Below are 26,553 nucleotides of genomic sequence, written 5' to 3'. Positions count from 1 at the left end.
CTACTAGCAGGTTTCTTCCGATGATACGAGGCATGTCTGCCCCTTCTTTCATGGATTTGGCGCTAAAAACCGCGGAAAATGCCGGAAAAGCTGGCGAGGTTCCGATCGGATGCGTGATCGTGCGGGGCTACGAGGTGATCGCGACCGCCGGCAACCGTACCCTGACCGACCGCGATCCGACGGCCCATGCGGAGATCCTGGCGATCCGGCAGGCCGCCGAGGCCATCGGCACCGAGCGACTGGTCGATTGCGACCTCTACGTGACGCTGGAGCCCTGCACCATGTGCGCCGGGGCAATCTCCTTTGCCCGCATCCGCCGGCTCTATTACGGCGCCGCCGACCCCAAGGGCGGCGCGGCCGAGTCCGGCGTGCGATTCTTCGCGCAGCCGACCTGCCACCATGTGCCGGAGGTCTATGGCGCGGTCGGCGAGACCGAGTCCGCGCGCCTGCTGCGCGAGTTCTTCAGGGAGCGACGGTAAGTGACGCGATCGCGGACCCCACCGCTGTCATCGTCCGCGAAAGCGGATGATCCAGTATTCCAGAGACGGCCATGATCGCTCGATAGGACGCGGCGTACTGGATACCCGCATTCGCGGGTGAGACGAGTTTCTCTTGTGACTACCCCGCCAGGAAAAACTCCCGCAGCAGCTTCGCGGTCGCCTCCGGGGCCTCCTCGGGCAGGAAATGCCCCGACGCCACCGGCGCGCCGCTGACATTGGTGGCCCAGGTCTTCCAGGTGTCGAGCGGCGTCGTTGCCGCGCTGGCAACCCCGGCATCGCCCCACAACGCCAGCATCGGGATCGTGATCTTCTTGCCGGCGTCGACATCGGCCTTGTCGATCTCGTAATCGGCATAGGCGCCGGCGCGATAGTCCTCGCACATCGCGTGGATGCGCGCGGGATCGCGGAATGGCGCCAGGTAGTGTTCGAGCGCGCGCGGATCGATCGCCTCCAGCGTCTTGCTCCTGGTCTGGCTCGCCATCTTTTCCTTGAGGAAGAATTCACCATTGTTGGAGATCAGCGTCTCCGGCAGCGGATAGGGCTGCGCCAGGAACGCCCAGTGGTAGATCTTCAGCGCCGACAGGCGATTGAGCTTCTGCCAGTAATCATAGGTCGGTGCGATATCGAGCACCGCAAGCTTCGACAGCCGGCCGGGATGATCGAGCGCGAGCCGGTACGACACCCGGCCGCCGCGATCGTGGCCGGCGAGCGCGAAATGAACGTGCCCGAGCTGCTCCATCACCTCGACCATGGTCTTCGCCCACGCCCGCTTGGTGTAGGGCGTATGGTCCTTGTCGCTGTCGGGCATATCGGACCAGCCGTAGCCCGGCAGGTCGGCGATGATCAGCGTGAAGCTGTCGTCGAGTTTCGGCGCGACCGTGTGCCACATCACATGCGTCGAGGAGAAGCCGTGCAGCAGCAGCAAGGGCGGGCCCTTGCCGCCGACGCGGGCGAAGATGCGGCCCTGCGAGGTGTTGATCCATTCGGACGCATAGCCGGGAAAAAGATCGGCGAGATCAGGCATCGGTAGCTCCTTCCCTGTCGCGGCCGCGCTGCTTCAAACTTTGTTCGGCGTTGCTGCTGGCTCAGGCCAGGTTTATGCCATCCTCAAGTCCTGCCAACAACAACATGAAACGAGGAAGTGCCATGTCGATCGATTTCGAAATTCCCGCCGAAGCCAAGGCGATCCGCGAGAAGGTTCGCAAATTCGTCCACGACGAATGCATTCCGGCGGAAAAGGAACTCGACACCAAGCCGCTTGCCGAGGTGCTGGGACCGCTGCGGAAGAAGGCCCGCGCGCAGGGCCTGTGGTGCCCGTTCGTGCCGAAGGAGTATGGCGGTATGGGCCTCGGCCCGCTCGCCAACGCCCTGGTGCAGATGGAGCTGGGCGAGAGCATGCTCGGCGCGCTCTCGATGAACACGCAGGGGCCGGACGACGCCTCGATGATGACGATCCTGGCGCATGGCACCGAGTACCAGAAGGAAAAATTCCTCAAGCCCCTGCTGAACGGCGAAAAGCGCATCTGCTTTTCAATGACGGAAAAGGCCGCCGGCGCCGATGCCACCGGCATGCAGACCACGGCGGTGAAGGACGGCAACGAGAACTACATCCTCAACGGCGAGAAATGGTTCTCCTCGTCGGCGAGCGTCGCCGACCTCGCGCTGGTCATGGCGAAGACCGATCCGAACGCGCCGCGCCACAAGCAATACTCGACCTTCATCGTCGAGCTGCCCAACCCCGGCTACCGCATCAAGCGCAACGTCGCCAACATGGCGATCGAGGGTCCGCATGACGACGTGATCCACGGCGGCCACTCCGAGATCGAGATCAAGGACCTGAAGGTGCCGGCCGACAATCTGCTCGGCGGCGAAGGCAACGGCTTCAACATGGGCCAGCACCGCCTCGCCTACGGCCGGCTGCGCCACGGCATGCACAACGTCGCCAAGGCACAACGCGCGCTCGACATGGCGGCCGCTCACGTGACAAAGCGCTCGACCTTCGGCCAGTTGCTGGCCGACCGCCAGGCGGTGCAGTTCATGCTCGCCGACTGCGCGAGCGAGCTCTATATCGGCCGGCTGATGCTGCTGCACATCGCCTACAAGGCCGAGAAGGGCCTCGACATCCGCCAGGAGAACTCGATCGCCAAGATCTTCCACGCCCACATGGTGCACAAGGTGATCGACACCGCGATCCAGCTGCACGGCGCGCTCGGCTTCAGCCAGGATACGCCGCTGGCGAAATGGTACACCCAGGTGCGCTCGCAGCGCTTGGTCGACGGGCCCGACGAGGTGCACAAGTGGAAGATCGGCAAGAACGTCATCAAGGCGTTCCGCGAGCACGGCACCACGGCGTCAGCGGCGGGCGGGGATCTGCTCTGACCCACTTCGTCATTCCGGGGCGGCGCAACGCGCCGAACCCGGAATCTCGAGATGAGGTGAGAAGGCGCCCACAACATCGAGATTCCGGATCGACGCGCGATGCGCGTCATCCGGAATGACCGCGTAAGGCGAACCTAGCCGCTCGCCGCAAACAGCTCCCATGTCCCGGGCAGTCCCTTCAGCTCGAACGCGCCGCGCTCGGCGAATTTCAACCCGGCGCCCGCGACCAGATCGGTCACCACGCGCGACACCAGCACCTCGTTCGAGCCACACTGCGACATCACGCGCGCCGCGGCGTGGACCGCTATGCCGCCGATATCCGCCCCCCTCACCTCGATCTCGCCGGTGTGCAGGCCCGCTCGCACCGGCAAGCCGATCTGCCGCGCGGCCGAGCCGAACGCCAGCGCACAGCGTACGGCGCGGCCGGGACCGTCGAAGGTCGCCAGAATGCCGTCGCCGGTGCTCTTCACCAGATGGCCGCGATGGCGGCCGACCATCTGCTGCGCGAGTTGATCGTGATCGTCGAGCAGACGTCGCCAACGATGATCTCCCATCGTCGCGGCGCTGCGGGTCGAATCGACGATATCGGTGAACAGCACGGTCGCAAGCACTCGGTCGAGTTCGGCATCACCACCATCGCGATGGCCGGTGACGAATTCCTCGACATCGCCGAGCATCGCCTCGGTCTCGCCGACCCAGTAGTAGTGATCGCAGCCGGGATATTCCACGTATTTCGCGCCGGGGATCGAGCGCGCGACGGCACGGCCGAGCGCCACGGGAACGCGGGCATCGCCGGTCCGATGCAGGACAAGCGTCGGAGTCTGGAGCATCGGCAGGATCGTCGTGACGTCGATCGCGCGATTGAGAACGAGCAGCGTCCGCAACGCTCCCGGACTGCTCGACAGCCGCTCGAATTTCGCGATCTGCGCGATCACTTCTGCATTCGTTGCCTGGCTCGGCGCGACAGTCTTGACCGTGTCGCCAGAACCCCAGTTCTGCACGATCTCGTCGCAGCGCTGCTGCCACACGTCGTCCGGCTGGCGGTCCTTCGAGCGGGCAAAACTGCCGAGCAGAACGAGATGCGAAACGCGGTCCGGATAGGTTGCTGCAAACAGCACACTCATCGGACAGCCCTCGGAGAAGCCGAACAACACCGCCTTCGCGGAGCCTATGGCATCCATGATGGCCCGGACGTCGTCCATGCGCTGCTCGAGGGAGGGCGCGCCGGTCATCCGATCCGACAATCCCTGTCCGCGTTTGTCGAAGGTCACGACCCGGGCGAAACGCGACAGGCGGCGCAGTACGGCGGTGTAGCCGGGCATCTCGTGCATGAACTCGATGTGCGAGAACAGGCCGGGGACAAGGATGATGTCGACAGGGCCATCGCCCATCACCTGATAGGCGATGCTCGCGTCGGCGCTTTGCGCGTAGTGCGTCTCGGGCAGTCTGAAATCGGTCATTCGAAGGCCCCGGGGCGCGCCATTGTCGCCGCTGAGGCCGGATCGATCAACCCTTCTCCACCTCGACCGCCTGCCAGGCGATGTCGCGACGGCAGAATCCGTCCGGCCATTTGATGCGATCGATCGCCTGATAGGCGCGGTCGCGCGCCTCGGTGACCGTCTTGCCCATCGCACACACGTTCAGCACCCGGCCGCCATTGGCGATGATTGCGCCATCCTTCGCCACCGTGCCGGCGTGGAAGATCTCGACGCCCTCGACCTTGGCCGCGTCATCGAGGCCGCCGATCCGCGTGCCCTTGATGTAGTCGCCGGGATAGCCCTTCGCCGCCATCACCACCGTCAGCGCCGGGTCCGGATACCAGCGCAGGTCGAAATTCTTCAACTGCCCGTCGATCGAGGCGAGGAAGGCCGGCACGATGTCCGACATCATCCGCAGCATCAGCACCTGGCACTCGGGATCGCCGAAGCGGACATTGTATTCGAACAGTTTTGGGCCCTGCGCGGTCAGCATCACGCCGGCATAGAGCACTCCCTTGAACGGCGTGCCGCGGCTCTTCATCCCGGCAACCGTCGGCAGGATGATCCGCGCCATGATCTGGTCGTGCACCTCAGGCGTCACGAACGGCGTCGGCGAATAGGCGCCCATGCCGCCGGTGTTCGGCCCCTTGTCGTGATCGAACACCCGCTTGTGGTCCTGCGCCGAGGCCAGCGGAATTGCGGTCTCGCCGTCACACAGCGCGAAGAAGCTGATCTCGCGGCCCGACAAAAATTCCTCGATCACGACCTCGGCGCCGGCCGAGCCGAACGCACCCTCGAACATCATCGCAATCGCGGCCTCGGCCTCGGGCAGCGTCTGCGCCACCACGACGCCCTTGCCGGCCGCAAGCCCGTCGGCCTTGACCACGATCGGTGCGCCCTGGGCGCGGACATAGGCCACCGCGTCCTTCGCATTGTCGAAGCGGCGATAGGCGCCGGTCGGAATGTCGAACTCGCTGCAGAGGTCCTTGGTGAAGCCCTTGGAGCCCTCGAGCTGGGCGGCCTGCCTGCTCGGCCCGAACGCCTTGATGCCGACCGCGACGAGGTCGTCGACGATCCCGGCGGCGAGCGGCGTCTCCGGACCGACCACCACCAGTTCGACCGCATTGCCCCGGCAGAATTCGATCACCGCGGCATGGTCGGCGACATCGAGCGCAACGCATTCGGCCTCGCGCGCGATCCCGGCATTGCCCGGCGCGCACCAGAGTTTCGTCACCAGCGGGGATGCGGCGATCTTCCACGCCAGCGCATGTTCGCGGCCACCGGAACCGAGCAGGAGGATGTTCATCTGTGTCGCCGATCAGAGGGGTTGTAACGCCATTTCGTCCGGTTTAGCACGCTCCCGAACCGCAGCAACACGCGGTTCGATCAGATGTGGATATGTGATTCGACGCCTGAAACGCGGCGTCCGGACCTTGCACACGGGGTCGAAAACCCCGATTCTATAGATCAGATGACCGCTGCTCCGAATCTCGTCAACGCGCCTGAATTCACCGTCTCGGAACTCTCTTCCGCCCTGAAGCGGACGGTGGAGGACCGCTTCGGCCATGTCCGTGTCCGCGGCGAGATTTCCGGCTTTCGCGGCCCGCATTCCTCCGGCCACTGCTATTTCGCCCTGAAGGACGAGAGCGCCAAGATCGAGGCCGTGATCTGGAAGTTCGCCCACGCCCGGATGCGCTTCAAGCCGCAAGAGGGCCTCGAGGTCATCGCCACCGGCAAGCTGACCACCTATCCGAACTCCTCGAAGTACCAGATCGTCATCGATTCGCTGGAGCCCGCCGGCGTCGGCGCGCTGATGGCGCTGATGGAGGAGCGCAAGAAGAAGCTCGCCGCCGAGGGCCTGTTCGACGAGGCCCGCAAGCAGCTTTTGCCCTGGCTGCCCGAGGTGATCGGCGTCGTCACCTCGCCGACCGGCGCCGTGATCCGCGACATTCTGCACCGGCTGGAGGACCGCTTCCCCCGCCGCGTGCTGGTCTGGCCGGTCAAGGTGCAGGGCGACGGTTCGGCCGAACAGGTGGCGGCCGCGATCCGCGGCTTCAACGCGCTGCCGGAGGGCGGCCGGATCCCGCGGCCCGATCTCTTGATCGTCGCGCGCGGCGGCGGTTCGCTGGAGGACCTGTGGTCGTTCAACGAGGAGATCGTGGTCCGCGCCGCGGCCGAAAGCCATATCCCGCTGATCTCCGCGGTCGGCCATGAGACCGACATCACGCTGATCGACTTCGTCGCCGACAAGCGCGCACCGACGCCGACCGCTGCCGCCGAGATGGCGGTGCCGGTGCGCAGCGAGCTGTTCGTCGAGGTTCAGGCGCTCGCCCGCCGCACCATGGTGTGCTGGCAGCGCGCCCAGGAGGCCCGCCGCAACGAGCTGCGTGCCGCGGCGCGGGCGCTGCCGGCGGCGCACGAGCTGCTGGCGATCCCGCGGCAGCGGCTCGATCATCTCGCAGCGGGATTGCCGCGCGGGCTGAAGGCCAATACGCACGCACATTTCCGCCGCTTTGCCGCCAGCAGTTCGCGCCTCACCATCGGCGTGCTCCGCGGCCAGATCGCGCATGCGCGGCAGCGGCTCACCGCATCCGGCGAGCGCATCACGCTATCGGCGCGCGCGCTGCTGCATCGCCGCCGCGAGCGCTTCAGCGGGCTCGAGATCCGGCTCAAGGCCTCGAAGCTCGCCAACGCCAAGGCCCAGCGCAACGCCATCGCCCGCGATCTCGAACGCACCCACCGCCTCGCCGAGCGCGCCCGCCGCGCGCTGGTGACGACGATGCAGCGGCTCGAGGCACGTGTCGCCCATAGCGGACAACTGCTGTCGGCGCTGTCCTATCGCGGCGTGCTGGCGCGCGGCTTTGCGCTGGTGCGCGACGCGCACGGCCACGCCCTGCACTCCGCCGCGGCGGTCGGCCCGAACGCCGGCCTGTCGATCGAGTTCGCCGATGGCCGCGTCGCCGCCACCGCTGACGCCGATCAGCCCCCGGCAACGCTAGCGCCCGAGAGCCAGCCGAAGCCTCAGCCGCGCGAGGCGAAACCCGCGGCGCCGAAGCGCGTCACCAAGCCGGTCGACCAGGGCAGTCTGTTCTAGCGCGACAGCCACTCGGCGACTTGCTTTTGCGCATCCTTGCGCGCGCCGGTATCGGTGCCGATGTGACCACGCTCGGCGATCTCGGCATCGGAGGCCGCGACCGCGTGCAGCGGCAGGTTGGGCCGGTCGAAGTCGTGATAGGCCTCGGGATAGACCACGATCCGCGCCAGCGCGCTGCGGCCGCGGGCGCCGTCGACCATCTGGTGGCAGGCCGATGACGATGTCACGTCGTCGCGCGCGCCGATCAGGACCAACGTCGGCACCCGCGCGCTCCAGCCGAGGCCGAACGAGGCGCGGCAATCCGGATAGAATGCGACCGCCGAGCGAAAATCCGGCTCGATGTTGCGCGACCACAACTGCGGCCGCACCGCCCACAGCAAAGCGGCGGCGCCGTTGCCCCAGCCGATCAGGCTGATGCGGCGCTTCGCCACCCATTTCTGCTGGACCAGCCACTGCCGCGCCGCGTTGATGTCGGCGACCCGTGCGCGGCGGGTCTGGACCTGATGCTCCCTGATGCGGCACTGCGGGCCCAGCTCGCGCGAGCCGTAGCTGTCCGGCAGCAGCACCGCATGGCCGGTGGTCAGCAATTGCTCGGCCCAGTCGCGATAGCGCGGCAGGACCGGTTCGGAACGGCCGGCGAGACCGCCGCAGCCATGCAGCGCGATCACGGTCGGGAACGGGCCGTCGCCATCGGGCCGGTAGAGCTGCGCGTGCAGCGTGATATTGCCTTCGGGGATCTCGACCTGATGCGGGGCCGGGAGTGGCGAAGCGGCCGCGGCCGGCACGGCAAGCATGGCGAGGCACATGAAAACTGGCTTGAGGCGCATCCGATCCGGCCGGCTCGTTATGGCGCCGCAAACATAGCGGACCACGGCCGCAAGGCTACCATGCGCGTCTGCCGCCAAATCATCACAAGTCGGTGGTTTAACGGGCGGACATGACACCCTATCTGTGATAGACGGTTTCATCGACATCCAGATGGCCTCGTCGGAGGCAAGGCGGAGAGCTCAATCGTGCTGAACAAGTTCGGTCCCTCGGGCCATGGCGAAGCGCAGGTGCAATATCTCGACGGCGATTTCCGCGTGATCTCGCCCGGCACCTTTGTGCGCTGTGCCATCACCGACGTCCGGATTCCGCTCGACGAGCTGAAGTACTGGAGCGTCGATCTGCAGGAAGCCTACGCCACCCCGACGGCCGTGCTGCAGCGCCACCATCCCGGCGTCCTCAAGCCGCAGGCCTAGGCTCGACGCCGGGTTCATTTGCGCAGCCTCCTGTCCCGCGCCCTGAACAGCTGATCGGCCACCAGGCGCCGCAGCGCGTCGCCATCGTCGAATTGCAGCGTCACCGCGAACGGCACGATCGCCTGCGCCCAGGCCGGCATCCCGTCCGGACCACGCAACCGCGCGAGATCCTTTTCCGTCGTCACCAGCGTCAGTCCGTCGCCACGCGCCTCGGCAACGAGCGCTTCGATCTCCTCCTTCGTGAAGGCGTGATGATCGGCGAAAGCCTTGCTGCGCACGACGTCGACGCCGCTTGAGCGCAACGTGTTGAAGAAGCGCGCGGGATCGCCGATGCCGGCAAAGGCGAGCGCACGCGTTCCGCTCAGCGCCGCCAGCGAAGCCTGGTCCGGCTTCAGATGCGCCGACAGCACCGGCTTGCCGCGGGACGCCAGATCGGCCGCAATCCTTTGCGCCGCGCTCCCCTCGCCGACCACGATCAGCGCGTCGGTCCGTTCCAGCTGCGGCACCAGCGGCGCGCGCAACGGTCCCGCCGGAATCACGCGGCCACTGCCGACGCCGCGCGTGCCGTCGATCACGATCAGGCAGGCATCCTTCGCCACCGAGGGATTCTGGAAGCCGTCATCCATCAGGATCACGCTTGCGTCCTGCGCGCGCGCCAGCGCCAGGCCTGCGGCGCGGTCGCGCGACACCACGACCGGCAAGCACGCCGCCATCATCAGCGGCTCGTCGCCGACATCGGCCGCCGTGTGGCTGTCGCGATCGACCTTGACCGGGCCAGCGAGCCCGCCGCCATAGCCGCGGCTGAGCACCACCGGCCGCTCGTCAATTTCGCGCAGCAATTTTGCCAGCGCCAGCACCGTTGGCGTCTTGCCGGCGCCGCCGACATGGTAATTGCCGACGCAGATCACGGGAATGCCGGCGTCGACGCCGGATTGCCGCATCCGCCGTGCGGCGACCGCGCCGTAAAGCGCGGCAAGCGGTTGGAGCAGTTGCGATGTCCAAGACGACGGCCGGTGCCAGAAGGCCGGCTCACGCATTGGCGGCTCCCATCTCGAGCCGCAATTGCAACAGATAGGGCTCGAGAGCGGTCACCGTGCGCTCCAGCGCGCCACCGAGCTGTTCGACGACGCGCTCGGAGGCCGCCAGCGAATTGTCGCGTGCCGCGGAATCCGCGAGGAACTGGCCGAGCTGCTTGACCAGCGCCTCCCGGTCATCGGCGCGGCGCGCGCCGCCGGCGCGATCGAGCGCCTCATAGACATCGGTGAAGTTGAACACGTGCGGGCCGTGCACGATGGCCGCGCCAAGCTTGATCGCCTCGATCGGATTCTGGCCACCATGCGCAACCAGCGAGCCGCCCATGAACACGATCGGCGCGAGGCGATAGAACAGGCCGAGTTCGCCCATCGTATCGGCGACATAGATATCTGTTGTCGCGACCGGCAGATCCTCGTGCGAGCGCAGGCCGGGGCGCAGGCCGGCCTCCGTCACCAGCCGCGCCACCGCCTCGCCGCGCGCGGCATGCCGCGGCACGATCACCGTCAGCAGGCCGGGGAAGAAACCCGCGAGCGACTTGTGCGCCTCGATCAGGATCTCTTCCTCGCCGGGATGGGTCGACGCGGCAACCACGATGGCGCGGCCGCGCGTCACCGACATCAGCCGCTCCAGCTTGGCCGGATCGGCCGGCGGCGCCGCGACGTCGAGCTTGAGGTTGCCGGTGACGACGACGTTGTGGCTGCCGAGCGCGGCAAAGCGTTCGGCGTCGGTATTCGACTGCGCGAGGCAGATGTCGAACCGGCCGAGCAACGCGCCGATGGTGTTGGAGACCCGGCGCCAGCGCGGGAAGGAGCGCTGCGACATCCGCCCGTTGATCAGCACCATCGGCAGCCGCCGCGCGGCGCTCGACAGGATCAGGTTCGGCCACAAATCGGATTCGATGAACAGCGCCAGCGACGGATGCCAGTGATCGAGGAAGCGCGTCACATAACGCAGCGAATCGTACGGCACGTATTGATGGATGACGTCGGGCGGGAAGCGCTTGGCGACGATCGCCGCCGAGGTCACCGTGCCCGAGGTGAGCAGGATGCGCAAATTGAGCGCGCGCAGCCGCTCGATCAGCCCGGCCGCCGCCAGCACCTCGCCGACGCTGGCGCCGTGAATCCACACCAGCGGGCCCTGCGGCCTGGTATCGGCGCTCACGCCGCGCCGCTCGCCGACGCGTTCGGGATCTTCCTTGCCGAGCTTGAGCCGCCGCTTGATCAGGGCAGGCGCAAGCGGCACCATCGCGGACGACAGCTTGCGGTACACACGCAACGTCATCGGTAGCGAGCTAGCCAAGCGCTGCCTCCGGCCGCCCGACCGCTGCATAGGCACGTCGGGTCGCTTCGTTGAGAAGTTCCTCCACGTGCTGCCGAAGCTTTTCCATCGTCGCGGCGTCGGCGTCGGGCGGCACATAGACCGGCTCAATACCTACCACTGCGCCGCGCCCGAATGGCAAATTGATGGTGGTCGAATCCCAGTTTTTCAACCGGATGAATCGGCTGGTGACCATCGCAAAGGGGACGATCGGCCGGCCGGTTTCCCGCGCCAGCATGATGGCCCCGAGGCCCGCCACCCGCGCCCGCTTCGGCACGTCGGCCGTGGTGGCCATGTTGCAGCCGTCTTCCAGCGCCCGAACCATCTCCAGGAAGGCGCCGACACCGCCCTTGCGATGGAACGCGCCGGAGTGATCGCCGGAACCTCTGATGGTGCCGATGCCGAGCCGCTCCACCGCGAGGGCGTTGAACTCGCCGTCGCGGTGGCGGGAGATCAGCACCTTGGCGCGGTAGCTCTCCTTGGTCTTGATGAACGGCGTCATGAAGTGCTGGCCGTGCCAGAACACGAAGATCGCCGGCATCAGGGGCTCGACGATCCCGTACACGTCATGCGGCTGGTAGCTGAAGCGGTTGGTGTACCACACCAGCCGCAGATACTCGGCCGCAAGCACACCCAGCGCGCGCTGCACGAAGCCGCTGCGCAGCAGATCGCGAAAAAGTCGTTTCAATGGGAATGCTTTGTGTCCTGCTCAGGATCGAGCAACCGGTGGAGATGAACGACGAAATAGCGCATCTGGGCGTTGTCCACGGTCTGCTGCGCCTTCGCCTTCCAGGCTGCATAGGCGGTCGCATAGTTCGGGTAGACGCCGACGATCTCGACTTCGTCCAGATTCTTGAAGGTGTTGTGCTCGAGATCGGTCAACTCGCCGCCGATCACGAGGTGAAGCAGCTGGGGCTGGGCATTGTCTGACATGATGGTGCTTTTCCTAACGAGATGCCCGGCAAACAAATGAAGTCGTGGTCGTCACAGGTCTGGTCGTCACAAGGCTGGTCGTCACAAGGCTGGTCGTCACAAGGCTGTCGCAACAGGTCTGGTCGTCACAATCGGAAACGCGGCGCGGATCGGCGAGGCCTCACGGCAAAGGACGGCTGCGAAAATGCTCGACAATGCGTGCATGACGTTCGCGTCCTGCTGCCACCAGCACCCCATGCGTCACCTCCCGGCGATTGTACTCAATCGCGTCCCCCGAGAGCGCAGTCATCCTACCACCCGCTTCCTGCACGATCAAATTCGCGGCGGCAAGATCCCAGTCGCGGCTTTGCCCGCCTGCAAAGGCCGCGTCAAGTCGACCTTGTGCTACACGGCACAGCCGCAGCGCCAGCGATCCGATCCGCGGATAGAGCGTGATCTCGTCCGGCGTCGGGCTGAGCCGCTGCACCAGCGGCTTCGGTCCCGCCATCCGCGGAAAGTTGAAATCGCTGCCTGCGGTTGCATGCACCGCGCCGTCGTTCAGGGTGGCGCCCTGTCCGCGGGCGGCGAAGAAGAATTCCTCGCTGACCGGCGCATACACTGCCGCGAGCACCGGCGATGCATTTTCAACCAGCGCCACACTGACGCACCAGTCCTCGCGGCCGGCGAGATAGGCGCGGGTGCCGTCGATCGGATCGACGATCCAGGTGAAGCGCCTGCCGAGGCGGGCGTCGTTGTCTGCGCTCTCTTCCGACAGCCAGCCGTAGCCGGGCGTTGCCGCACGCAGCTGCTGCTCCAGCAGGTCGTTGACCGCGATGTCGGCCTCGGAGACCGGCGAGGACGCGCCCTTGATCCAGTTCTTCAATTCGGTGCGGAACAGCGACGATGCGAGCCGGCCCGCTTCCTGCACCGATCTGGTCAGCAAGGCGGCATCGCGCGCCTTGGTCCAGTCGTCCGTATCAGCGTCCGCCAAGCGTCAGGCCCTCGATGCGCAGCGTCGGCGAATTGACGCCGTAGCGGAATTCCAGATCGTTGGCTGCGACCAGCGACTTGAACATCGGCAGCAGATGGCCGGCGATGGTCACTTCGCTGACCGGATAGGTGATCTCGCCGTTCTCGATCCAGAAGCCGGACGCGCCGCGGCTGTAATCGCCGGTCACGCCGTTGACGCCGGAGCCGATCAGGTCGGTGACATAGAAGCCCTGCTTGATGTCGGAGATCAGCTCCTTCGGCGTCATCGCACCCGGCTCGAGATGCAGATTATAGGTTCCGGGCGACGGCGAGGACGACACGCCGCGATGCGCATGACCAGTCGTAACAAGCCCGAGCTCGCGTGCGGTCGCAGAATCCAGCACCCAGGTGGTGAGCACGCCCGCATCGATCAGCGCCGTCTTCTTTACCCTGACGCCCTCGGCATCGAAGGTCTGCGAGCGCAGGCCGCGCACGCGCAAGGGATCGTCGATGATGCGGATATCCCTGGAGAACAGCTGCTCGCCGAGCTTGTCCTTCAGGAAGCTGGTCTTGCGGGCGATCGAGGCGCCGTTGATGGCGCCGACCAGATGGCCGACGATCGAGCCGGCGACCCGTGGATCGAACACCACCGGCACCTTGCAGGTCTCGACCTTGCGCGGATTGGCCCGCGCCACTGCGCGCTCGCCGGCCTTGCGACCAACGGTAGCAGGTGAATCGAGATCGGAGGCATGCGGCGCGCTGGTGAAATCATAGTCGCGCTCCATGCCGGTGCCCTCACCGGAAATCGCCGTCGTCGAGATGCCGTGGCTGGAGCGCAGATAAGAACCGTGGAAGCCGGTCGACGTCACCAGCACCATGCCGCCGATGCCGGTCGAGGCCGACGCGCCGCCGGACTTGGTGACACCCTTGACCGCGAGCGCCGCAGCCTCCGCTTCGATCGCGCGCTGCTCCAGTTCGGCCGTGCTCGGAACCTTGCGATCGAGCAGATCGAGATCGGGGAAATCGTGGGCGTGGAGCGCCGGATCGGCAAGACCGACATATTTGTCGTCCGGCGCCACGCGCGCCATCGCGACCGCACGCTCGGCAAGCTTGGCGACCCCGTCGCCGCTGACGTCATTGGTCGACACCACCGCCTGGCGGTGTCCGACGAACACCCGCAGGCCGACGTCATCGCCTTCCGAGCGCTCAGTTTCCTCGACGCGGCCGTCGCGCACCTCGACGCCCTGCGAGACGCCGCGCACCGCGATGGCATCGGCCGCATCGGCCCCCGCGCGCTTTGCGGCATCGACCAGGCGCTGTGCAAGGTCGCTCAGGCCCGATTGGTCGAACAGATCGGAGCTATCGCCGTGTCGCGATGCAGATGGTGAAGAGTTCACGAACGAATTCCTGCGGATTGAGGGGGGCCCGGAACGAGGTCGACAGATCCACCAGATGTGCCGGTTTCACAGGGATTTCAAGCACTTTGCGCCGGCAGGCAACAAAGATTTGAGTGATCGGGGCAAGGCTTCGTCAATCATGCGGGCCAACCTCTTGTCAATCATGGCACGAGGTGAGGAGGGATTAACCAGGCTTTTTAAGGGGGAACGGACATCGCTCGGCTAGGCTCTCACCCAACGACCGGGAACAAAATCCCGGCGGGGAGACAGAGCTTTGAGGCGTCAAACACCAACAAGCGGAATCAATTCCGCCGGGTCGAGCTGCGCATTGCGGCTCGACCCTCTTTCCCTTCCGCTCAGCTTCCACGCGCAGGATGCGCGCGCGGATGGCGGCGTGCGGCAGGTCGAGCTTCATCGCGAACATGTCGTGCTGCGCCGTGCCGTTCTCGGCATGCGGATGGCGGTCAATGTTCGCGTCAGCGACTTTCTCGGCGTCGCGGTGCGCGGCATCGACGACGCGCAGATGCTGGTGCTGGTTCACCGCGATCCCGCGCTCAGCGTTCCGCTCGGCTCCAGTTCTGACGCCGAGGAGATCAGCTCCGCCTGGCAGATGTGGAGCGACATCTTCCGTCTCCCGCAACTGACCGAGCCGGCGCCGCGGACGCCCTCCCCGCGCCGCCGTCGCCGCAACGCGATCCGCGCACGGAGGCCGAAATTCCTGGTCCGCCGCCGCGCCGGCGTCAGCCGTAACGGCACCAGCGCACATCGCGGCGAACGCGAGATCATCGCGCGGGATTGAGTTCGGCGTTTCTTCGCACGCAGCTTGCCTCACAACGGCTGTCGTCCCCGCGAAAGCAGGGACCCATACGCCGCGGCTTTCGTTGTTGAAGGGACTCGTCGTTCCGGCATCGTCAACCAATAACCATTTGTGGTTATGGGTCCCTGCTTTCGCAGGGACGACGATGAGGATGGGTCTCGATTCATCGTCTCACACCACGCGGTGTCATCATCCGCGCATGCGTGATTTGTCGCACCTCTCGCCGTCATTTTCGAGCTGCGTAGGATGGGTAGAGCGAAGCGAAACCCATCAACTCTTGTCCTGCGGCGAGAATGATGGGTATCGCTCCGCTCCACCCATCCTGCGAAGTCATCACGCCGCGCGCAGCACCGCGTCGACGACCAGGCTCGCGAACAGGATCAAGCCGGCGTCGCGGTTGGACTTGAAGATGCGCAGGCAGAGCGCGCCATCGCTGGTGTCGAGCCGCCGGACCTGCCAGGCGAGATGCATCGCAAACGCCGCTAGCCCGATCCAGGCCGGCCAGCGCGCCCCCGCGAGTGCGAACGCCACGCCGATCAAGAGCACGGCGAGACCATAGAAGATCACGAGCGCACGATGGGTGCGTGCACCGAACAGGCGCGCGGTGGATTTGACGCCGATCAGCGCATCATCCTCGGCGTCCTGATGGGCGTAGATGGTGTCGTAGGCGATCACCCAGGCGATCGATCCGGCGTAGAGCGCAATCGCGGTCGCATCGATGCGCTCGAGCGTCACCGCAAATCCCATCAGCGCGCCGTAGGAGAAGGCAAGGCCGAGCACGACCTGCGGCCACCAGGTAATCCGCTTCATGAACGGGTAGATCGCGACGATCAGAAGCGAGGCGATGCCGGTCAACACCGCGAAGCGGTTGAACTGCAGCAGCACGAGAAGCCCGATCAGCGCCTGCAGGACCATGAAGACCACCGCCTGCGTCACCGTGACCTGCCCGGCGGGGATCGGCCGCGACCGCGTGCGTTCGACCTTGGCGTCGAGATCGCGATCGGTGATGTCGTTCCAGGTGCAGCCGGCGCCGCGCATCACAAAGGCGCCGATGAAGAACAGCAGGACCACGAGCGGCAGCGAGCGCACATCGTGCGCGACACCGGCGGCAAGCGCCGCCGACCACCAGCACGGCATCAGCAGCAGCCAGGAGCCGATCGGCCGGTCGTAGCGCGCAAGCCGCAGATAGGGCCGCGTCCAGACCGGCGCATGGGTATCCACCCAGTTGCCTGTGGAGTCGGCAACGCGGGTGGAGACATCGCTCATGGGTGATCCATCAACGGGTGAGGACGTTGCCGTTCAGCGTATCGAAGGTGCTGCCGCCCTTCTTGGTCGGCGTCGCTTCCGGCAGCGAGGCGGACGAACCGAGCACGTCGCTCAAGGTCGGCCCAGCAGGCCCACGCGGCTGCGCCGCCGCCTGCTCCGCGACGTTGCAGACCTTCTTCAGCAGCGCTTCGGTATTCTTGTGCCCGGCCTTGAGCTGGTCGGCGATCTGCGGCGGAATTCCGCACTTCGCCGCGTTGGTGTCGACATATTTGATCATCTTGATCTCGGCCTGGCTGTAATTGCCGATCAGCTTGCAGGCCTCCTGGGGGCTGGCGTGGCGATCGCTCGCCGCCTTGATCGCCTTGCCGCGCTTCTCCGCATCCTCACGCAGCGGAGTGAAATTCTTCATGCAGGCATCGCCGGCACCACCAGCTGCACCCGGCGGGGGCGGCGACGACAGCCCGCCACCGGCGATGGGGGCCGCGCCATTGCTCGGAAATGCCGAGGGCGTGGCACCGACCCTGGCCGCCGGCGCGCCGTTGACCGGCGGGAATGCGGAATCGGAGGCGGTTCCGGCCTGGCTTGGACGCATACCATTGACCGGCGGAAACGCGGGATCCGAGGCGGTGCCGGCCTTCCCTTGCTGATTGGGCAACGGGGCCGGAAAGGCGCTCTGCGCAGCGGCCTGCCCCACGGACAGGACGGTCGCGGCAACGGTCAGCACGATCAGTCGGCGGATCATCGAGGGTGTTTCTCCGGCAAAAGGTCCAGGCAACCCCAGCGCAACAAAAACGAAGCAACCAATTTTGGGGGCGTTTTACGATTCCTGTGAGGCCTTAACAACCCGTGGATTTGGGCGACAGCGCGGCGTAGGGCCACACTGGCCACATTAAATTGTTCCCCGATTCTAAGCCTTTAGGCTACGAACGGCGGTAAAATGGACCATCAAATTTGCCTGAACAGGATTTTCGGCAAGGCCCCGGTTTGGATTTATGGGCCCACGCCGCGGGCGACCGAAATGCAAAAGGGACCGCGTGCAAGCGGCCCCTTGGACTAAAGAAATGACTTGGTGACAGAAGCAATATATCGACGCTCAATATTACCTGGCTGGCGAGTTCCTGAGGAGTCCGCGGGATTACGGTGTCGCGCAGTTTGGTAAACTTGCCACACCGCAATGAAGCCGCCTCGGACATGCCTGGACTCGATTTCCGCAGCCCCCGCCTGTTTGTCGACGCCCCGCTCGGCGCCGGCGCAACCGTTCCGCTCGAACGCGATCAGAGCAACTATCTCGGCAACGTGCTGCGGCTCGGCGCCGGCGACAGCGTGCTGGTGTTCAACGGGCGTGACGGCGAATGGCGCGCCGGGATTTCCGGCCGCAAGCGCCCCGACACGCTGACGGTCGCGGCACAGACCCGCGCACAGGACCGTCTGCCCGACGTCACCTATGTGTTCGCGCCGCTGAAGCATGCGCGGCTCGATTACATGGTGCAGAAGGCGGTCGAGATGGGCGCCGCGCGGCTGGTGCCGGTGCTGACGCGTTTCACCCAGGTGTCGCGGGTCAACGGCGAGCGGATGCGCGCCAATGTGGTCGAGGCCGCCGAGCAATGCGGGATCATCTCGCTCGCCGAGGTCGCCGACCCCCTGCCCCTCGAACGTTTCCTGGCGGGCCGCGACCCGGCGCGGCTGCTGGTGTTTTGCGATGAGGCGGCCGAGGTCGAAAGCCCGGTGCAGGCGCTGCAGGGAGCCAAGGCCGCGAATGCCGGGATCGATGTCCTGATCGGCCCGGAAGGCGGCTTCGCCGAGGAGGAGCGCGCGCTGCTGCTGCGCCAGCCCACCATCCTCCGCCTCGCCCTCGGCCCGCGCATCCTGCGCGCCGACACCGCCGCGGTCGCCGCGCTCGCGCTGGTGCAGGCCGCACTGGGGGACTGGAGAGGTAACGGCTAGGCGGTGTGGACTCTAGGGATTCCCTTTTGAGGCCAAATCAGATTCAAGGCTTCTTTTGGGAGGCGGCCTTGGGTGTGATGGATCGTTTGGTGTTGAGCGACGCGGCTTGGGAGCGCATGGCGCCGCTCATCATTGGCCGGCCCGACCAGAAAGGTTCGACCGGACGCGACAACCGGATGTTCGTGGAAGGGGTGCTCTGGATCGTTCGCACGGGCTCTCCCTGGCGTGATCTTCCGGAGGCGTTTGGGGATTGGAACAGCGTGTTCCGGCGCTTCAGTCGATGGAGCACCAAGGGTGTCTGGTTGCGGATCTTCGAGGCGATGTCCGATGATCCGGACTTCGAATATTTGATCGTCGATTCCACCATCGTCCGGGCGCATCAGCACGCCGCCGGGGCAAAAAAAGGGGGTCTGAAGATCAAGCGATCGGGCGCTCGCGCGGCGGCTTGAGCACCAAGATACATATGGCCGTTCGAGGTTTGGGATGTCCCGTGCGGTTCACCCTCACCGCAGGCCAGAAGGGCGATGCCCCGCAAGCCGCCACGTTGATCGAGGGATTGCCCGCCGAGGTCGTCATGGCCGATGCAGCCTATGACGCCGATCATTTGCGCCAGGCCATCGCAGCCAAAGGCGCGATCGCCGTCATCCCCAACAACCCCTCGCGAGCCCTCAAACATCCGCTCGACAAGCATCTCTATGTCCAGCGCCACCTCGTGGAATGCTGCTTCAGCAAGCTCAAGCAGTTCCGTCGCGTCGCAACCCGCTTCGAAAAGACCGCCCGAAATTACCGAGCCATCGTCACGCTCGCTGCAATCGTCCTATGGATGCGATAAGTGTCAACACCACCTAAAGCATGATCCGGAAAAGTGCGAAGCGGTTTTCCGGAAAGATCATGCTCAAACAAAGAGCTAAGGCGCGATGACGATTCAACCTAATCTCATCGCGCTTTAGCCGGAATGGCGGTCCGCAATCCGTCTATTCGCCGGACAAATCCAGCTCCCCAAGAGACCGCGCGGCATCGATGACGCGCATGATGCGCACGCCGCCTGGCACCATCTCGTACAGCACCAGCCAGCGCGAAATCACCAGCATCCTCGCACCATCGGCGATGTCGGGACGCGCCGGCCCCGATTCAGGGAATTGCGCCAACTGACCACACCGCGCTTCAATACGATCGATCCAATGGTCTGCCGTCGCGGGCCCCTTGTCGGATGCGATGAGAAGCCAGATTTCGACGAGATCGCTCTACGCGAGCCGGGAAAGGCGAACCTCTCCCAATTTACTTGCCCGCTGCCTTCAACCGGGCTCGCCCCTGCGCCTTGATCTCGGCAAAATCAGCCGGTCCAGCGTCGCCACTTGCCTGTCCCGCCGCCCAGGCATTGCGAAGGAACGCCAATCGCGCCTCTTCCGTCTGCTCCATGATCCGCAGCGCCTCCCGCACGACCTCGCTTGCCGAGGTGTAGCGGCCGCTCGCAACCTTGGTTTTGACGAACTCGCTCAGCTCATCGGTCAATGAGACGTTCATGTTCATGGTGGAACTCTCCCTACCCCAATTATGGGAACGACCACAGACTTTAGCAATACTTGCCATCAGCATCGAACGTTCCGGTTTCGCCTAGCCAAGCCGTCGTAAAATCGTTAACGCACGCAATCATTAAGCCACTTGGCCGATCGCGGTCGAAACCCCGATCCGGCCATGGTAAGGGCTGCCCCGAACCACCCTTGGAACCCGCGCCGGAACCTGGTCCGGACCTATTGGACGTCGAGATGACCGAAGCTGCCGCACCACGATCCGCCGCCGGATCCGCCGTTTGGGCGGATGCGCTGCTGGCCTCGTTCGCGCAGGCCGGCTATCAAAGGTCCGAGCCGACGATCCTGCAGCCGGCCGAGCCGTTCCTTGATCTCTCCGGCGAGGACATCCGCAAGAGCCTTTACCTGACGACGGACCCGAGCGGCGAGGAGCTCTGCCTGCGCCCGGACCTCACGATCCCGGTGGCGCGCGACTACCTCGCCTCTGCCCGCGCCGGCCAGCCGGCCGGCTTCAGCTATCTCGGACCCGTGTTCCGTTATCGCGGCGGTGCGCCGAGCCAGTTCCTGCAGGCCGGCATCGAATCGTTCGGGCGGCAGGACCGCGCCGCGGCCGATGCCGAGATGCTGGCGCTGGCGCTGGAGGCAACCACGGCGTTCGGGTTGAAGGACGTCGAGATCCGCACCGGCGACGTCGCGCTGTTCAACGCGCTGATCGATGCGCTCGACCTCTATCCGGTGTGGCGGCGCCGGTTGATCAAGGACTTCAACCGCAAGGTCTCGCTGACCGACGACATCGAGCAGCTGACGCTCAAGACCGCACCGGGCCGCAACGAATATGAGGGCGTGCTCGCTGCGCTGGCCGGCTCCGACCGCAAGGCGGCGCTGGCGCTGGTCACCGATCTGATGTCGATCGCCGGCACCACCAATGTCGGCGGCCGCACGGTCGCCGAGATCGCCGACCGTTTCCTCGAGCAATCGACGCTGAAGGGCGGCGCGCTGCCGCGCGATGCGGTCGCGACCATCAAGCGCTTCCTGGCGATCACCGGCGATCCCGACGACGCGGTCGCGCAGCTGCGCGCGCTAGCTGGCGAGGCCAAGCTGAACCTTGCCGCCGCGATCGACCAGCTCGAGAGCCGGATCGGCTTCATGGCCGCGCGCGGCATCGACATCCGAAAGACCCGGTTCTCCACCGCGTTCGGCCGCGGCCTCGACTACTACACCGGCTTCGAGTTCGAGCTGCACGCCAAGGGCAACGGCGCCGAACCGCTGGTCGCCGGCGGCCGCTATGACGGGCTGATGACGCAGCTCGGCTCGGCGGCCCCGATCCCTGCGGTCGGCTTCTCGGTCTGGATCGAGGCGATGACCCGGCATGGCCAGGCCACCTCCTTCGGAGCCGCCCAATGAGCACGCCCTTCGTCGTCGCCGTTCCCTCCAAGGGGCGGCTGCAGGAAAACGCCGAAAGCTTCTTCGCCCGCGCCGGGCTGACCTTGTCGAAGGCCGGCGGCGCCCGCGACTATCGCGGCACCATCGCCGGCGTCGACAATGTCGAGATCGCCTATCTCTCGGCGAGCGAGATCGCAGCCAATCTGGCCCGCGGCTCGGTGCATCTCGGTGTCACCGGCGAGGACCTGGTGCGCGAGAGCATTCCCGATGCCGACAAGCGCGTGCTGATGATCGAAGGCCTCGGCTTCGGCTATGCCAATGTCGTGGTCGCGGTGCCCCAGGCCTGGATCGACGTGCGCACCATGGCCGACCTCGATGACGTCGCATCGGGCTTCCGCGAGCAGCACAATCACCGCATGCGGGTGGCGACCAAATACATCAATCTGACGCGCGGCTTCTTTGCCAAACACGGCGTCGGCGACTACCGCATCGTCGAAAGCGCCGGCGCCACCGAGGGTGCGCCCGCCGCCGGAACCGCCGAACTGATCGTCGATATCACGACCACCGGGGCGACGCTCGCCGCCAACGGGCTCAAGGTGCTCGACGACGGCGTCATGCTGCGCAGCCAGGCCAATCTGGTGGCGTCGAAGGATGCCGACTGGTCGAAGGGCGCCCGCGAGACCGCGCGCGTGATCCTCGACCATATCGCGGCGCGCGCCCGTGCCAGCAAGTATCGCGAGGTCCGCACCCGCTTCGCCGGCTGCAACGATGCACTGCTGTCGGAGGCGCATAACCGCTTCGGCGTGGTCGCCCCGTTCGGCGGCCCGACCTCGTCGGGCATGCTTACGCTGCACTGCCCACCGGGCAAGCTCTACGCGCTCGGCAGCTTCCTGCGCGAGCACGGCGCCGAAACCGTGTCGGTGGTGTCGCTGGACTATGTGTTCGACCGCGAGAACCCGCTGTTCGCCAGGCTCGAGGCGTTCCTGCGACAATGAGGCGGCCACGCCGTTCATGTTGGCGACAGCTGCCCTGCGGTACCATATTGTGTTCGAGGGATCTCTCGTTTTGACGCGGTGTCTTCGTGCGAGGCGGAAGGCCATTTCGCTCGAAAACGCTCTAGATCTGGAACCTGACCGATGATGCTGGGCTCTGACGTTTCCAGCCTGACCACGACCGCCAAGACCGCCGCCGGGCAGGGTCTGTCGATCGTCGTGCCCGTCTACAACGAGGCGGCCGGGCTTGCTGCGTTGCATGAGCGGCTGATCAACCTCGCCAAGACGCTGCGCGCCCGCTATGGCCTCGCCTGCGAGGTGATCTATGTCGATGACGGCAGCGCCGACAACACGCTGATGATCGCGCGCGGCCTGCCCGCCGACGGACTCGACCTGCAGGTGGTGTCGCTGTCGCGCAATTTCGGCAAGGAGGCGGCGCTGATGGCCGGCCTCGACCACGCCCGCCGCGGCGCGGTGCTGTTCATGGATGGCGACGGCCAGCATCCGCCGACGCTGGTGGAGCAACTGGTCGCGCACTGGATCGATGACGGCTACGACGTGGTCTACACGGCGAAGGCGCATCGCGACAATGAATCGGCCGCGCGGCGGCTGGCCGTGCGGGGCTTCTACGCGCTGATCAACTGGGGCGCCCGGCAGCAGATCCCGGAGGATGCCGGCGACTTCCGCCTGCTGTCGCCGCGCGCGGCCGCGGCCCTGCGGCAATTGCCTGAGCGCAACCGCTTCTTCAAGGGCCTCGCCAGCTGGATCGGCTTCAGGCAGATCCGCGTCGACTACGAGCCCGCGCCGCGCGCGCACGGCGTCACCACCTTCAACGCCGGCCGGCTGATCGGCCTGTCGATCGAGGGCCTGACCTCGTTCTCGGTGGCACCGCTGCGCTTTGCCAGCCTGCTCGGCGCGCTGCTCGCCGGCGCGGCGTTCCTGTTCGGCCTCTCGATCCTGTGGGAAGTGCTGACCACCGGCAAGCAGGTCCCCGGCTATCCGTCGCTGATGATCGGCATGATGACGATCGGCGGCGTGCAGCTGATCATGATCGGCATCGTCGGCGAATATATCGGCAAGATCCTCTCCGAGCTGAAGGCGCGGCCGATCTACTTCGTCGCCGAGCACACCGAGAAGCACGCCGACGGCGGCGCGGCGCAAAATGCCTCCGAGCGGACCGCCGCGGAATGAACACCGATACGCCGCGCCGGATCTGGCTGTGTGCTGACGATTATGGCTTAAGCGACGGCGTCAACCGCGCGATCCGCGACCTGATCGAGCGCGGCCGCCTCAATGCGACATCGGTGATGACCGTGACGCCGGCGATCGGCCGCGATGCGGCCAGCGCACTCACGGCATCGGTGGCGAGCAGCCCGCGTTGCGCGATCGGGCTGCATGTGACATTGACCGCACCGTTCCGGCCGCTGACGATGCATTTCCGCCCGCTCGACGGCGACATGTTCCTGCCCTTCCCGCGGCTGCTGCGCGCCGGGCTGATGCATCGGCTCGACGCCGAACTGGTCCATGCCGAGGTGCTGGCGCAGCTCGACGCCTTCCACGATCTGTTCGGCCGCGCACCCGACTTCGTCGACGGTCATCAGCACGCGCAGCTGTTCCCGCAGGTGCGCGACGGCTTCCTGCGCGCCGTGAAGGAGCGCGCGCCCAACGCCTGGGTGCGGCAGTGCGGCCGCGAAGGCCCGCTGGCGCGCCAGCTGGCGGCGGCGCCGAAGGCGCTGGTGCTGAACGTGCTCAGCACGCAGTTCCGGATCAAGGCGCAGCGCGCAAGCCTGCGGTTCAATCCGGCCTTCGCCGGCGCCTATGATTTTACGCGCGGCAATGATTTCGCGGCGCTGATGCAGGGCTTCCTCGACGGCATGCCGGAGGACGGGCTCGTGATGTGCCATCCCGGTTTCGTCGATGAAACGCTGAAGAGCCTCGACCCTCTGACGACGCAGCGCGAGACCGAGCATGCCTATCTGGCAGGCGACGATTTCGCCGCCCTGCTGGCCCTGAATAAAGTTACACTCGAATAAAGTTACACTTGCCTGACCCTTGTTTTTGACGCGTTTTCTTCACGCGAACCGGCCCCCGCTTCGCTCGAAAACGCTTTAAGGTTCACGAAAAGCCGCCGGTCGTATTGTCGCATACATAAATTTAATTCTGGCCCCCACTCCTTGCGCCACAAACCCCGTCCTACATCTCGGACGCGCCGATTCGATCGACGCGATGGAGAACGCCATGACACCGCAAGAACGCCAACTGATCGACGATCTCTTCGACCGGCTCGCCAAGCTGGAGAATGCCCCGCGCGACGGCGAGGCCATGTCCGCGATCATACAGGGCCTGCGCAGCGCGCCGAATGCGGTCTACGCGCTGGTGCAGACCGCGCTGGTGCAGGACGAGGCGCTGAAGCGCGCCCACGACCGGATCCAGGAACTCGAGGCCGCGGTCGGCCAGCAGCAGGGAGCCCAGCAGCAGGGCGGCGGTTTCCTCGACTCGATGCGCGATGCGATCTTCGGCGGACAGGGCCAGCAGCATGGTTCGGTGCCGCCGGTGCGGGCGCCCGACATGGGCGGCCGCGATCCGGGCAGCCGCCCGGTCTGGAACTCGGGCCAGGCGATGCAACAGGCCGGCGGCGGCTACGGCCAGCCTTACGGCCAGCCCGCGCAACCCTACGGCCAGGGCTATGGCGGCCCGCAGCCGCCGGCGTTCGGCGGCGCGCCGGGCGGCGGTGGCGGCTCGTTCCTCGGCACCGCGGCGGCGGCCGCCGCCGGCGTGGTCGGCGGCGGACTGTTGCTCTCCAGCATCCGCGGCATGATGGGTGGCGGAAGCCACCAGTCGCTGGCCGATTCCAGCGGCCTCGGTGGCGGGTCGCGTCCTTGGGGCGGCGACCAGTCGTCCAGCGACCTCGCGCGTGACGCCGGGGTCAACGACATCGGCTCCAACCGCGATAGCGGCTCGCGCTCCGGCCTGTTCGACCAGGCGTCGAACAACAACAATGAGAACAACAACAACGACAACAACAACGACAACGACCACGATTCCGACGACTTCGATAATGATGACGATGACGGCGGCTTCGACGGCGGCGGAGACGGTGACGACAGCAATTACGCGTAAGCGCAGGCGTGTCGCCTGAACGACAAACGGCCGCTCTCACCGAGCGGCCGTTTTGATTCCGACGTCGTCCCGGCGCAGGCCGGGACCCATAACCACCGATCTCGATTGTTGCGCACGATCGGCAACCCACACCGCCTCGAACCGAGAAGCCGCGGCGTATGGGTCCGGCCTGCGCCGGGACGACGCAGATTTCGTAATCGTCGTACCCGCTTCGCGCTCGGCTACAACTTCACATCACGACAACCCTGGCGCCGACATTGACGCGGCCGTAGAGGTCGATGACGTCCTCGTTGCGCATCCGGATGCAGCCGGACGAGACGTTGGTGCCGATCGTCCAGGGCTCGTTGGAGCCGTGTATGCGGTAGAGCGAGGAGCCCAGATACATCGCGCGGGCGCCGAGCGGATTTTCCGGGCCGCCTTCCATGTGCCGCGGCAGGTCGGGACGGCGCGCCAGCATTTCCGGCGGCGGCGTCCAGGCCGGCCACTCCTTCTTGGCCGAGATCGTCTTCACGCCCGCCCAGGTGAAGCCGGGCCGTCCGACGCCGATGCCGTAGCGCAGCGCGCGGCCGTCGCCCTGCACCAGATAGAGAAACTTGTTCGGCGTATCGACGACGATGGTGCCGGCGCTTTCCTTGCCGCTATAGTCGACCAGTTGCTTCTCGTATCTCGGATCGAACGGACGCTGCGCCGGATCGCCCGCGGCCTCCTCCTGCTGCCGGAGCATCTGCTGCTGCGGATCCATCGGCGGCAGCTGACGGTTGCCGTAATAGCCGGGCTGCTGCTGATACATCGGCTGCGGCGAATAACCCTGCGACGACGGCGCATCGCCGAACAGGAATTCGATGAAGCCGCCGCCCATGTTGGGGCGCTGCGGCTGCACATAGGCGGTGCGCATCGGCGGCTGCGGAGCGCCCTGATTGGCGTAGATGACGGCGGGCCCGGCGGGCGCTGCCGCGTCGATCGCCATGGCGTGATGGGGAACGGCAATAAGAGAAGACGCGCCGGCGAGCAGCGCAAGCGTGGTTTTCCTGAACATCGACGTACTCTGTACTGGTTTCGTCGTGACGTGATGCGCGCGGCGCCGACTTTGCGCCGTTGCACGTGGTCAATAAGCAATGAAAACCGCATCGGTTTGGTAAACGGAGCGGCCGTTTCGATTCACCACATCGGCAATGGAGCG

26 protein-coding genes and 1 pseudogene are annotated in these 26,553 nt (G+C 66.0%); 12 read left to right on the top strand and 15 right to left on the bottom strand.

The window, feature by feature from the left end:
• The first annotated feature begins 32 nt into the window (after window positions 1-32).
• Entirely contained in the window at window positions 33-479 is a 447-nt protein-coding gene (locus QA639_RS07465) for a nucleoside deaminase (RefSeq protein WP_283089459.1), read from the top strand.
• Window positions 480-618: 139 nt separating this feature from the next.
• Here QA639_RS07465 and QA639_RS07460 read toward each other — a convergent pair whose 3' ends face one another.
• Window positions 619-1,524, bottom strand: coding sequence for an alpha/beta fold hydrolase (locus tag QA639_RS07460; protein WP_028333052.1), 906 nt, complete (start codon window positions 1,522-1,524; stop codon window positions 619-621).
• A gap of 122 nt (window positions 1,525-1,646) precedes the next feature.
• On the opposite strand from QA639_RS07460, the gene QA639_RS07455 reads away from it, so the two are divergent.
• Complete coding sequence (locus QA639_RS07455; RefSeq protein WP_038388024.1) at window positions 1,647-2,879, top strand: acyl-CoA dehydrogenase family protein; 1,233 nt, start codon at window positions 1,647-1,649, stop codon at window positions 2,877-2,879.
• 134 nt (window positions 2,880-3,013) lie between these two features.
• On the opposite strand, the gene QA639_RS07450 is transcribed toward QA639_RS07455, so the two are convergent.
• Window positions 3,014-4,339: an adenylate/guanylate cyclase domain-containing protein gene (locus QA639_RS07450; protein WP_050384213.1), complete on the bottom strand. Its 1,326-nt coding sequence runs from the start codon at window positions 4,337-4,339 to the stop codon at window positions 3,014-3,016.
• Window positions 4,340-4,385: 46 nt separating this feature from the next.
• Window positions 4,386-5,663: a phosphoribosylamine--glycine ligase gene (purD, locus tag QA639_RS07445; RefSeq protein ID WP_050384214.1), complete on the bottom strand. Its 1,278-nt coding sequence runs from the start codon at window positions 5,661-5,663 to the stop codon at window positions 4,386-4,388.
• Between the two features lie 165 nt (window positions 5,664-5,828).
• Here purD and xseA point away from each other — a divergent pair, with 165 nt between their 5' ends.
• A complete protein-coding gene (gene xseA, locus QA639_RS07440) occupies window positions 5,829-7,451 on the top strand; it encodes an exodeoxyribonuclease VII large subunit (protein ID WP_283089458.1) in 1,623 nt (540 codons plus the stop codon).
• Here the strand turns inward: xseA and QA639_RS07435 are convergent.
• The gene (locus QA639_RS07435) at window positions 7,448-8,257 is read right to left on the bottom strand and encodes a dienelactone hydrolase family protein (protein WP_428841170.1); all 810 of its coding nucleotides are present in this window, start codon (window positions 8,255-8,257) and stop codon (window positions 7,448-7,450) included. The genes xseA and QA639_RS07435 overlap by 4 nt on opposite strands.
• A 207-nt stretch (window positions 8,258-8,464) precedes the next feature.
• Between QA639_RS07435 and QA639_RS07430 the strand changes: the two genes are divergently transcribed.
• The gene (locus QA639_RS07430; protein WP_016848019.1) at window positions 8,465-8,692 is read left to right on the top strand and encodes a DUF2093 domain-containing protein; all 228 of its coding nucleotides are present in this window, start codon (window positions 8,465-8,467) and stop codon (window positions 8,690-8,692) included.
• A gap of 14 nt (window positions 8,693-8,706) precedes the next feature.
• On the opposite strand, the gene lpxK is transcribed toward QA639_RS07430, so the two are convergent.
• The 6 genes from lpxK to QA639_RS07400 all read right to left on the bottom strand — a co-directional run bounded on the left by lpxK (window position 8,707) and on the right by QA639_RS07400 (window position 14,322).
• The gene (gene lpxK, locus QA639_RS07425) at window positions 8,707-9,729 is read right to left on the bottom strand and encodes a tetraacyldisaccharide 4'-kinase (RefSeq protein ID WP_283089456.1); all 1,023 of its coding nucleotides are present in this window, start codon (window positions 9,727-9,729) and stop codon (window positions 8,707-8,709) included.
• The gene (locus tag QA639_RS07420) at window positions 9,722-11,056 is read right to left on the bottom strand and encodes a 3-deoxy-D-manno-octulosonic acid transferase (RefSeq protein WP_283090552.1); all 1,335 of its coding nucleotides are present in this window, start codon (window positions 11,054-11,056) and stop codon (window positions 9,722-9,724) included. The genes lpxK and QA639_RS07420 overlap by 8 nt, the downstream gene beginning before the upstream one ends.
• Window positions 11,019-11,732 carry a lysophospholipid acyltransferase family protein gene (locus tag QA639_RS07415; RefSeq protein ID WP_016848022.1) on the bottom strand — a complete coding sequence of 238 codons (714 nt, stop codon included), beginning with the start codon at window positions 11,730-11,732 and terminating at the stop codon, window positions 11,019-11,021. Before QA639_RS07415 ends, QA639_RS07420 begins: the two co-directional genes overlap by 38 nt.
• Entirely contained in the window at window positions 11,729-11,977 is a 249-nt protein-coding gene (locus tag QA639_RS07410; protein WP_016848023.1) for a DUF4170 domain-containing protein, read from the bottom strand. The genes QA639_RS07415 and QA639_RS07410 overlap by 4 nt, the downstream gene beginning before the upstream one ends.
• 160 nt (window positions 11,978-12,137) lie before the next feature.
• The gene (locus tag QA639_RS07405; RefSeq protein ID WP_028333044.1) at window positions 12,138-12,947 is read right to left on the bottom strand and encodes a 3'(2'),5'-bisphosphate nucleotidase CysQ; all 810 of its coding nucleotides are present in this window, start codon (window positions 12,945-12,947) and stop codon (window positions 12,138-12,140) included.
• Window positions 12,934-14,322: a TldD/PmbA family protein gene (locus QA639_RS07400; RefSeq protein WP_028333043.1), complete on the bottom strand. Its 1,389-nt coding sequence runs from the start codon at window positions 14,320-14,322 to the stop codon at window positions 12,934-12,936. Before QA639_RS07400 ends, QA639_RS07405 begins: the two co-directional genes overlap by 14 nt.
• A 274-nt stretch (window positions 14,323-14,596) precedes the next feature.
• Here QA639_RS07400 and QA639_RS07395 point away from each other — a divergent pair, with 274 nt between their 5' ends.
• Window positions 14,597-15,121 carry a DUF6101 family protein gene (locus tag QA639_RS07395; RefSeq protein ID WP_283089455.1) on the top strand — a complete coding sequence of 175 codons (525 nt, stop codon included), beginning with the start codon at window positions 14,597-14,599 and terminating at the stop codon, window positions 15,119-15,121.
• Window positions 15,122-15,472: 351 nt separating this feature from the next.
• Here QA639_RS07395 and ubiA read toward each other — a convergent pair whose 3' ends face one another.
• Both ubiA and QA639_RS07385 read right to left on the bottom strand, forming a co-directional pair.
• On the bottom strand, window positions 15,473-16,405 hold the full coding sequence (gene ubiA / locus QA639_RS07390; RefSeq protein ID WP_028333041.1) for a 4-hydroxybenzoate octaprenyltransferase: 933 nt from the start codon (window positions 16,403-16,405) through the stop codon (window positions 15,473-15,475).
• Window positions 16,406-16,415: 10 nt separating this feature from the next.
• Window positions 16,416-17,147 carry a hypothetical protein gene (locus tag QA639_RS07385; protein ID WP_283089454.1) on the bottom strand — a complete coding sequence of 244 codons (732 nt, stop codon included), beginning with the start codon at window positions 17,145-17,147 and terminating at the stop codon, window positions 16,416-16,418.
• Window positions 17,148-17,596: 449 nt separating this feature from the next.
• Here QA639_RS07385 and QA639_RS07380 point away from each other — a divergent pair, with 449 nt between their 5' ends.
• Together QA639_RS07380 and QA639_RS41845 are read left to right on the top strand one after the other, a co-directional pair.
• Window positions 17,597-18,349 (top strand): 16S rRNA (uracil(1498)-N(3))-methyltransferase, encoded by a 753-nt coding sequence (locus QA639_RS07380; protein WP_283089453.1) that lies wholly within the window; start codon window positions 17,597-17,599, stop codon window positions 18,347-18,349.
• A gap of 68 nt (window positions 18,350-18,417) precedes the next feature.
• Window positions 18,418-19,181: pseudogene (locus QA639_RS41845) on the top strand (IS5 family transposase).
• A gap of 142 nt (window positions 19,182-19,323) precedes the next feature.
• Here the strand turns inward: QA639_RS41845 and QA639_RS07365 are convergent.
• Window positions 19,324-19,566, bottom strand: a complete 243-nt coding sequence (locus QA639_RS07365) for a type II toxin-antitoxin system RelE/ParE family toxin (protein ID WP_283090549.1) — start codon at window positions 19,564-19,566, stop codon at window positions 19,324-19,326.
• 61 nt (window positions 19,567-19,627) lie between these two features.
• On the bottom strand, window positions 19,628-19,945 hold the full coding sequence (locus QA639_RS07360) for a type II toxin-antitoxin system ParD family antitoxin (RefSeq protein WP_283089452.1): 318 nt from the start codon (window positions 19,943-19,945) through the stop codon (window positions 19,628-19,630).
• 170 nt (window positions 19,946-20,115) lie between these two features.
• On the opposite strand from QA639_RS07360, the gene QA639_RS07355 reads away from it, so the two are divergent.
• The 5 genes from QA639_RS07355 (at window position 20,116) to QA639_RS07335 (ending at window position 25,373) form a co-directional block, all read left to right on the top strand.
• Window positions 20,116-21,282: an ATP phosphoribosyltransferase regulatory subunit gene (locus tag QA639_RS07355; RefSeq protein WP_028333036.1), complete on the top strand. Its 1,167-nt coding sequence runs from the start codon at window positions 20,116-20,118 to the stop codon at window positions 21,280-21,282.
• On the top strand, window positions 21,279-22,256 hold the full coding sequence (gene hisG / locus QA639_RS07350; RefSeq protein WP_028333035.1) for an ATP phosphoribosyltransferase: 978 nt from the start codon (window positions 21,279-21,281) through the stop codon (window positions 22,254-22,256). Before QA639_RS07355 ends, hisG begins: the two co-directional genes overlap by 4 nt.
• Window positions 22,257-22,397: 141 nt before the next feature.
• Window positions 22,398-23,444 (top strand): glycosyltransferase family 2 protein, encoded by a 1,047-nt coding sequence (locus QA639_RS07345; RefSeq protein ID WP_016848036.1) that lies wholly within the window; start codon window positions 22,398-22,400, stop codon window positions 23,442-23,444.
• A complete protein-coding gene (locus QA639_RS07340; RefSeq protein WP_283089451.1) occupies window positions 23,441-24,286 on the top strand; it encodes a ChbG/HpnK family deacetylase in 846 nt (281 codons plus the stop codon). Before QA639_RS07345 ends, QA639_RS07340 begins: the two co-directional genes overlap by 4 nt.
• Window positions 24,287-24,491: 205 nt before the next feature.
• Window positions 24,492-25,373, top strand: coding sequence for a DUF2076 domain-containing protein (locus QA639_RS07335; protein ID WP_283089450.1), 882 nt, complete (start codon window positions 24,492-24,494; stop codon window positions 25,371-25,373).
• A gap of 229 nt (window positions 25,374-25,602) precedes the next feature.
• Here the strand turns inward: QA639_RS07335 and QA639_RS07330 are convergent, their stop codons facing one another.
• Window positions 25,603-26,409, bottom strand: coding sequence for a L,D-transpeptidase family protein (locus QA639_RS07330; RefSeq protein ID WP_050384226.1), 807 nt, complete (start codon window positions 26,407-26,409; stop codon window positions 25,603-25,605).
• Window positions 26,410-26,553: the final 144 nt, after the last annotated feature.

Source organism: Bradyrhizobium pachyrhizi (genome assembly GCF_029714545.1).
GTDB classification, from domain to species: Bacteria; Pseudomonadota; Alphaproteobacteria; order Rhizobiales; family Xanthobacteraceae; genus Bradyrhizobium; species Bradyrhizobium pachyrhizi.
This window is presented reverse-complemented; position numbering and strand designations above follow the sequence as displayed.

Excerpts from the sequence above, each read along its gene's own strand:
- QA639_RS07465 (WP_283089459.1), top strand. The coding sequence starts at position 33 with ATGTCTGCCCCTTCTTTCATGGATTTGGCGCTAAAAACCGCGGAAAAT.
- QA639_RS07460 (WP_028333052.1), bottom strand. The coding sequence starts at position 1,524 with ATGCCTGATCTCGCCGATCTTTTTCCCGGCTATGCGTCCGAATGGATC.
- xseA (WP_283089458.1), top strand. The coding sequence starts at position 5,829 with ATGACCGCTGCTCCGAATCTCGTCAACGCGCCTGAATTCACCGTCTCG.
- QA639_RS07360 (WP_283089452.1), bottom strand. The coding sequence starts at position 19,945 with ATGCTGATGGCAAGTATTGCTAAAGTCTGTGGTCGTTCCCATAATTGG.
- QA639_RS07450 (WP_050384213.1), bottom strand. The coding sequence starts at position 4,339 with ATGACCGATTTCAGACTGCCCGAGACGCACTACGCGCAAAGCGCCGAC.
- ubiA (WP_028333041.1), bottom strand. The coding sequence starts at position 16,405 with ATGAGCGATGTCTCCACCCGCGTTGCCGACTCCACAGGCAACTGGGTG.
- QA639_RS07355 (WP_028333036.1), top strand. The coding sequence starts at position 20,116 with ATGACCGAAGCTGCCGCACCACGATCCGCCGCCGGATCCGCCGTTTGG.
- QA639_RS07335 (WP_283089450.1), top strand. The coding sequence starts at position 24,492 with ATGACACCGCAAGAACGCCAACTGATCGACGATCTCTTCGACCGGCTC.
- QA639_RS07455 (WP_038388024.1), top strand. The coding sequence starts at position 1,647 with ATGTCGATCGATTTCGAAATTCCCGCCGAAGCCAAGGCGATCCGCGAG.
- QA639_RS07340 (WP_283089451.1), top strand. The coding sequence starts at position 23,441 with ATGAACACCGATACGCCGCGCCGGATCTGGCTGTGTGCTGACGATTAT.
- QA639_RS07410 (WP_016848023.1), bottom strand. The coding sequence starts at position 11,977 with ATGTCAGACAATGCCCAGCCCCAGCTGCTTCACCTCGTGATCGGCGGC.
- QA639_RS07330 (WP_050384226.1), bottom strand. The coding sequence starts at position 26,409 with ATGTTCAGGAAAACCACGCTTGCGCTGCTCGCCGGCGCGTCTTCTCTT.
- QA639_RS07435 (WP_428841170.1), bottom strand. The coding sequence starts at position 8,257 with ATGTGCCTCGCCATGCTTGCCGTGCCGGCCGCGGCCGCTTCGCCACTC.
- QA639_RS07420 (WP_283090552.1), bottom strand. The coding sequence starts at position 11,056 with ATGCAGCGGTCGGGCGGCCGGAGGCAGCGCTTGGCTAGCTCGCTACCG.
- lpxK (WP_283089456.1), bottom strand. The coding sequence starts at position 9,729 with ATGCGTGAGCCGGCCTTCTGGCACCGGCCGTCGTCTTGGACATCGCAA.
- hisG (WP_028333035.1), top strand. The coding sequence starts at position 21,279 with ATGAGCACGCCCTTCGTCGTCGCCGTTCCCTCCAAGGGGCGGCTGCAG.
- purD (WP_050384214.1), bottom strand. The coding sequence starts at position 5,663 with ATGAACATCCTCCTGCTCGGTTCCGGTGGCCGCGAACATGCGCTGGCG.
- QA639_RS07345 (WP_016848036.1), top strand. The coding sequence starts at position 22,398 with ATGATGCTGGGCTCTGACGTTTCCAGCCTGACCACGACCGCCAAGACC.
- QA639_RS07385 (WP_283089454.1), bottom strand. The coding sequence starts at position 17,147 with ATGATCCGCCGACTGATCGTGCTGACCGTTGCCGCGACCGTCCTGTCC.
- QA639_RS07380 (WP_283089453.1), top strand. The coding sequence starts at position 17,597 with ATGCCTGGACTCGATTTCCGCAGCCCCCGCCTGTTTGTCGACGCCCCG.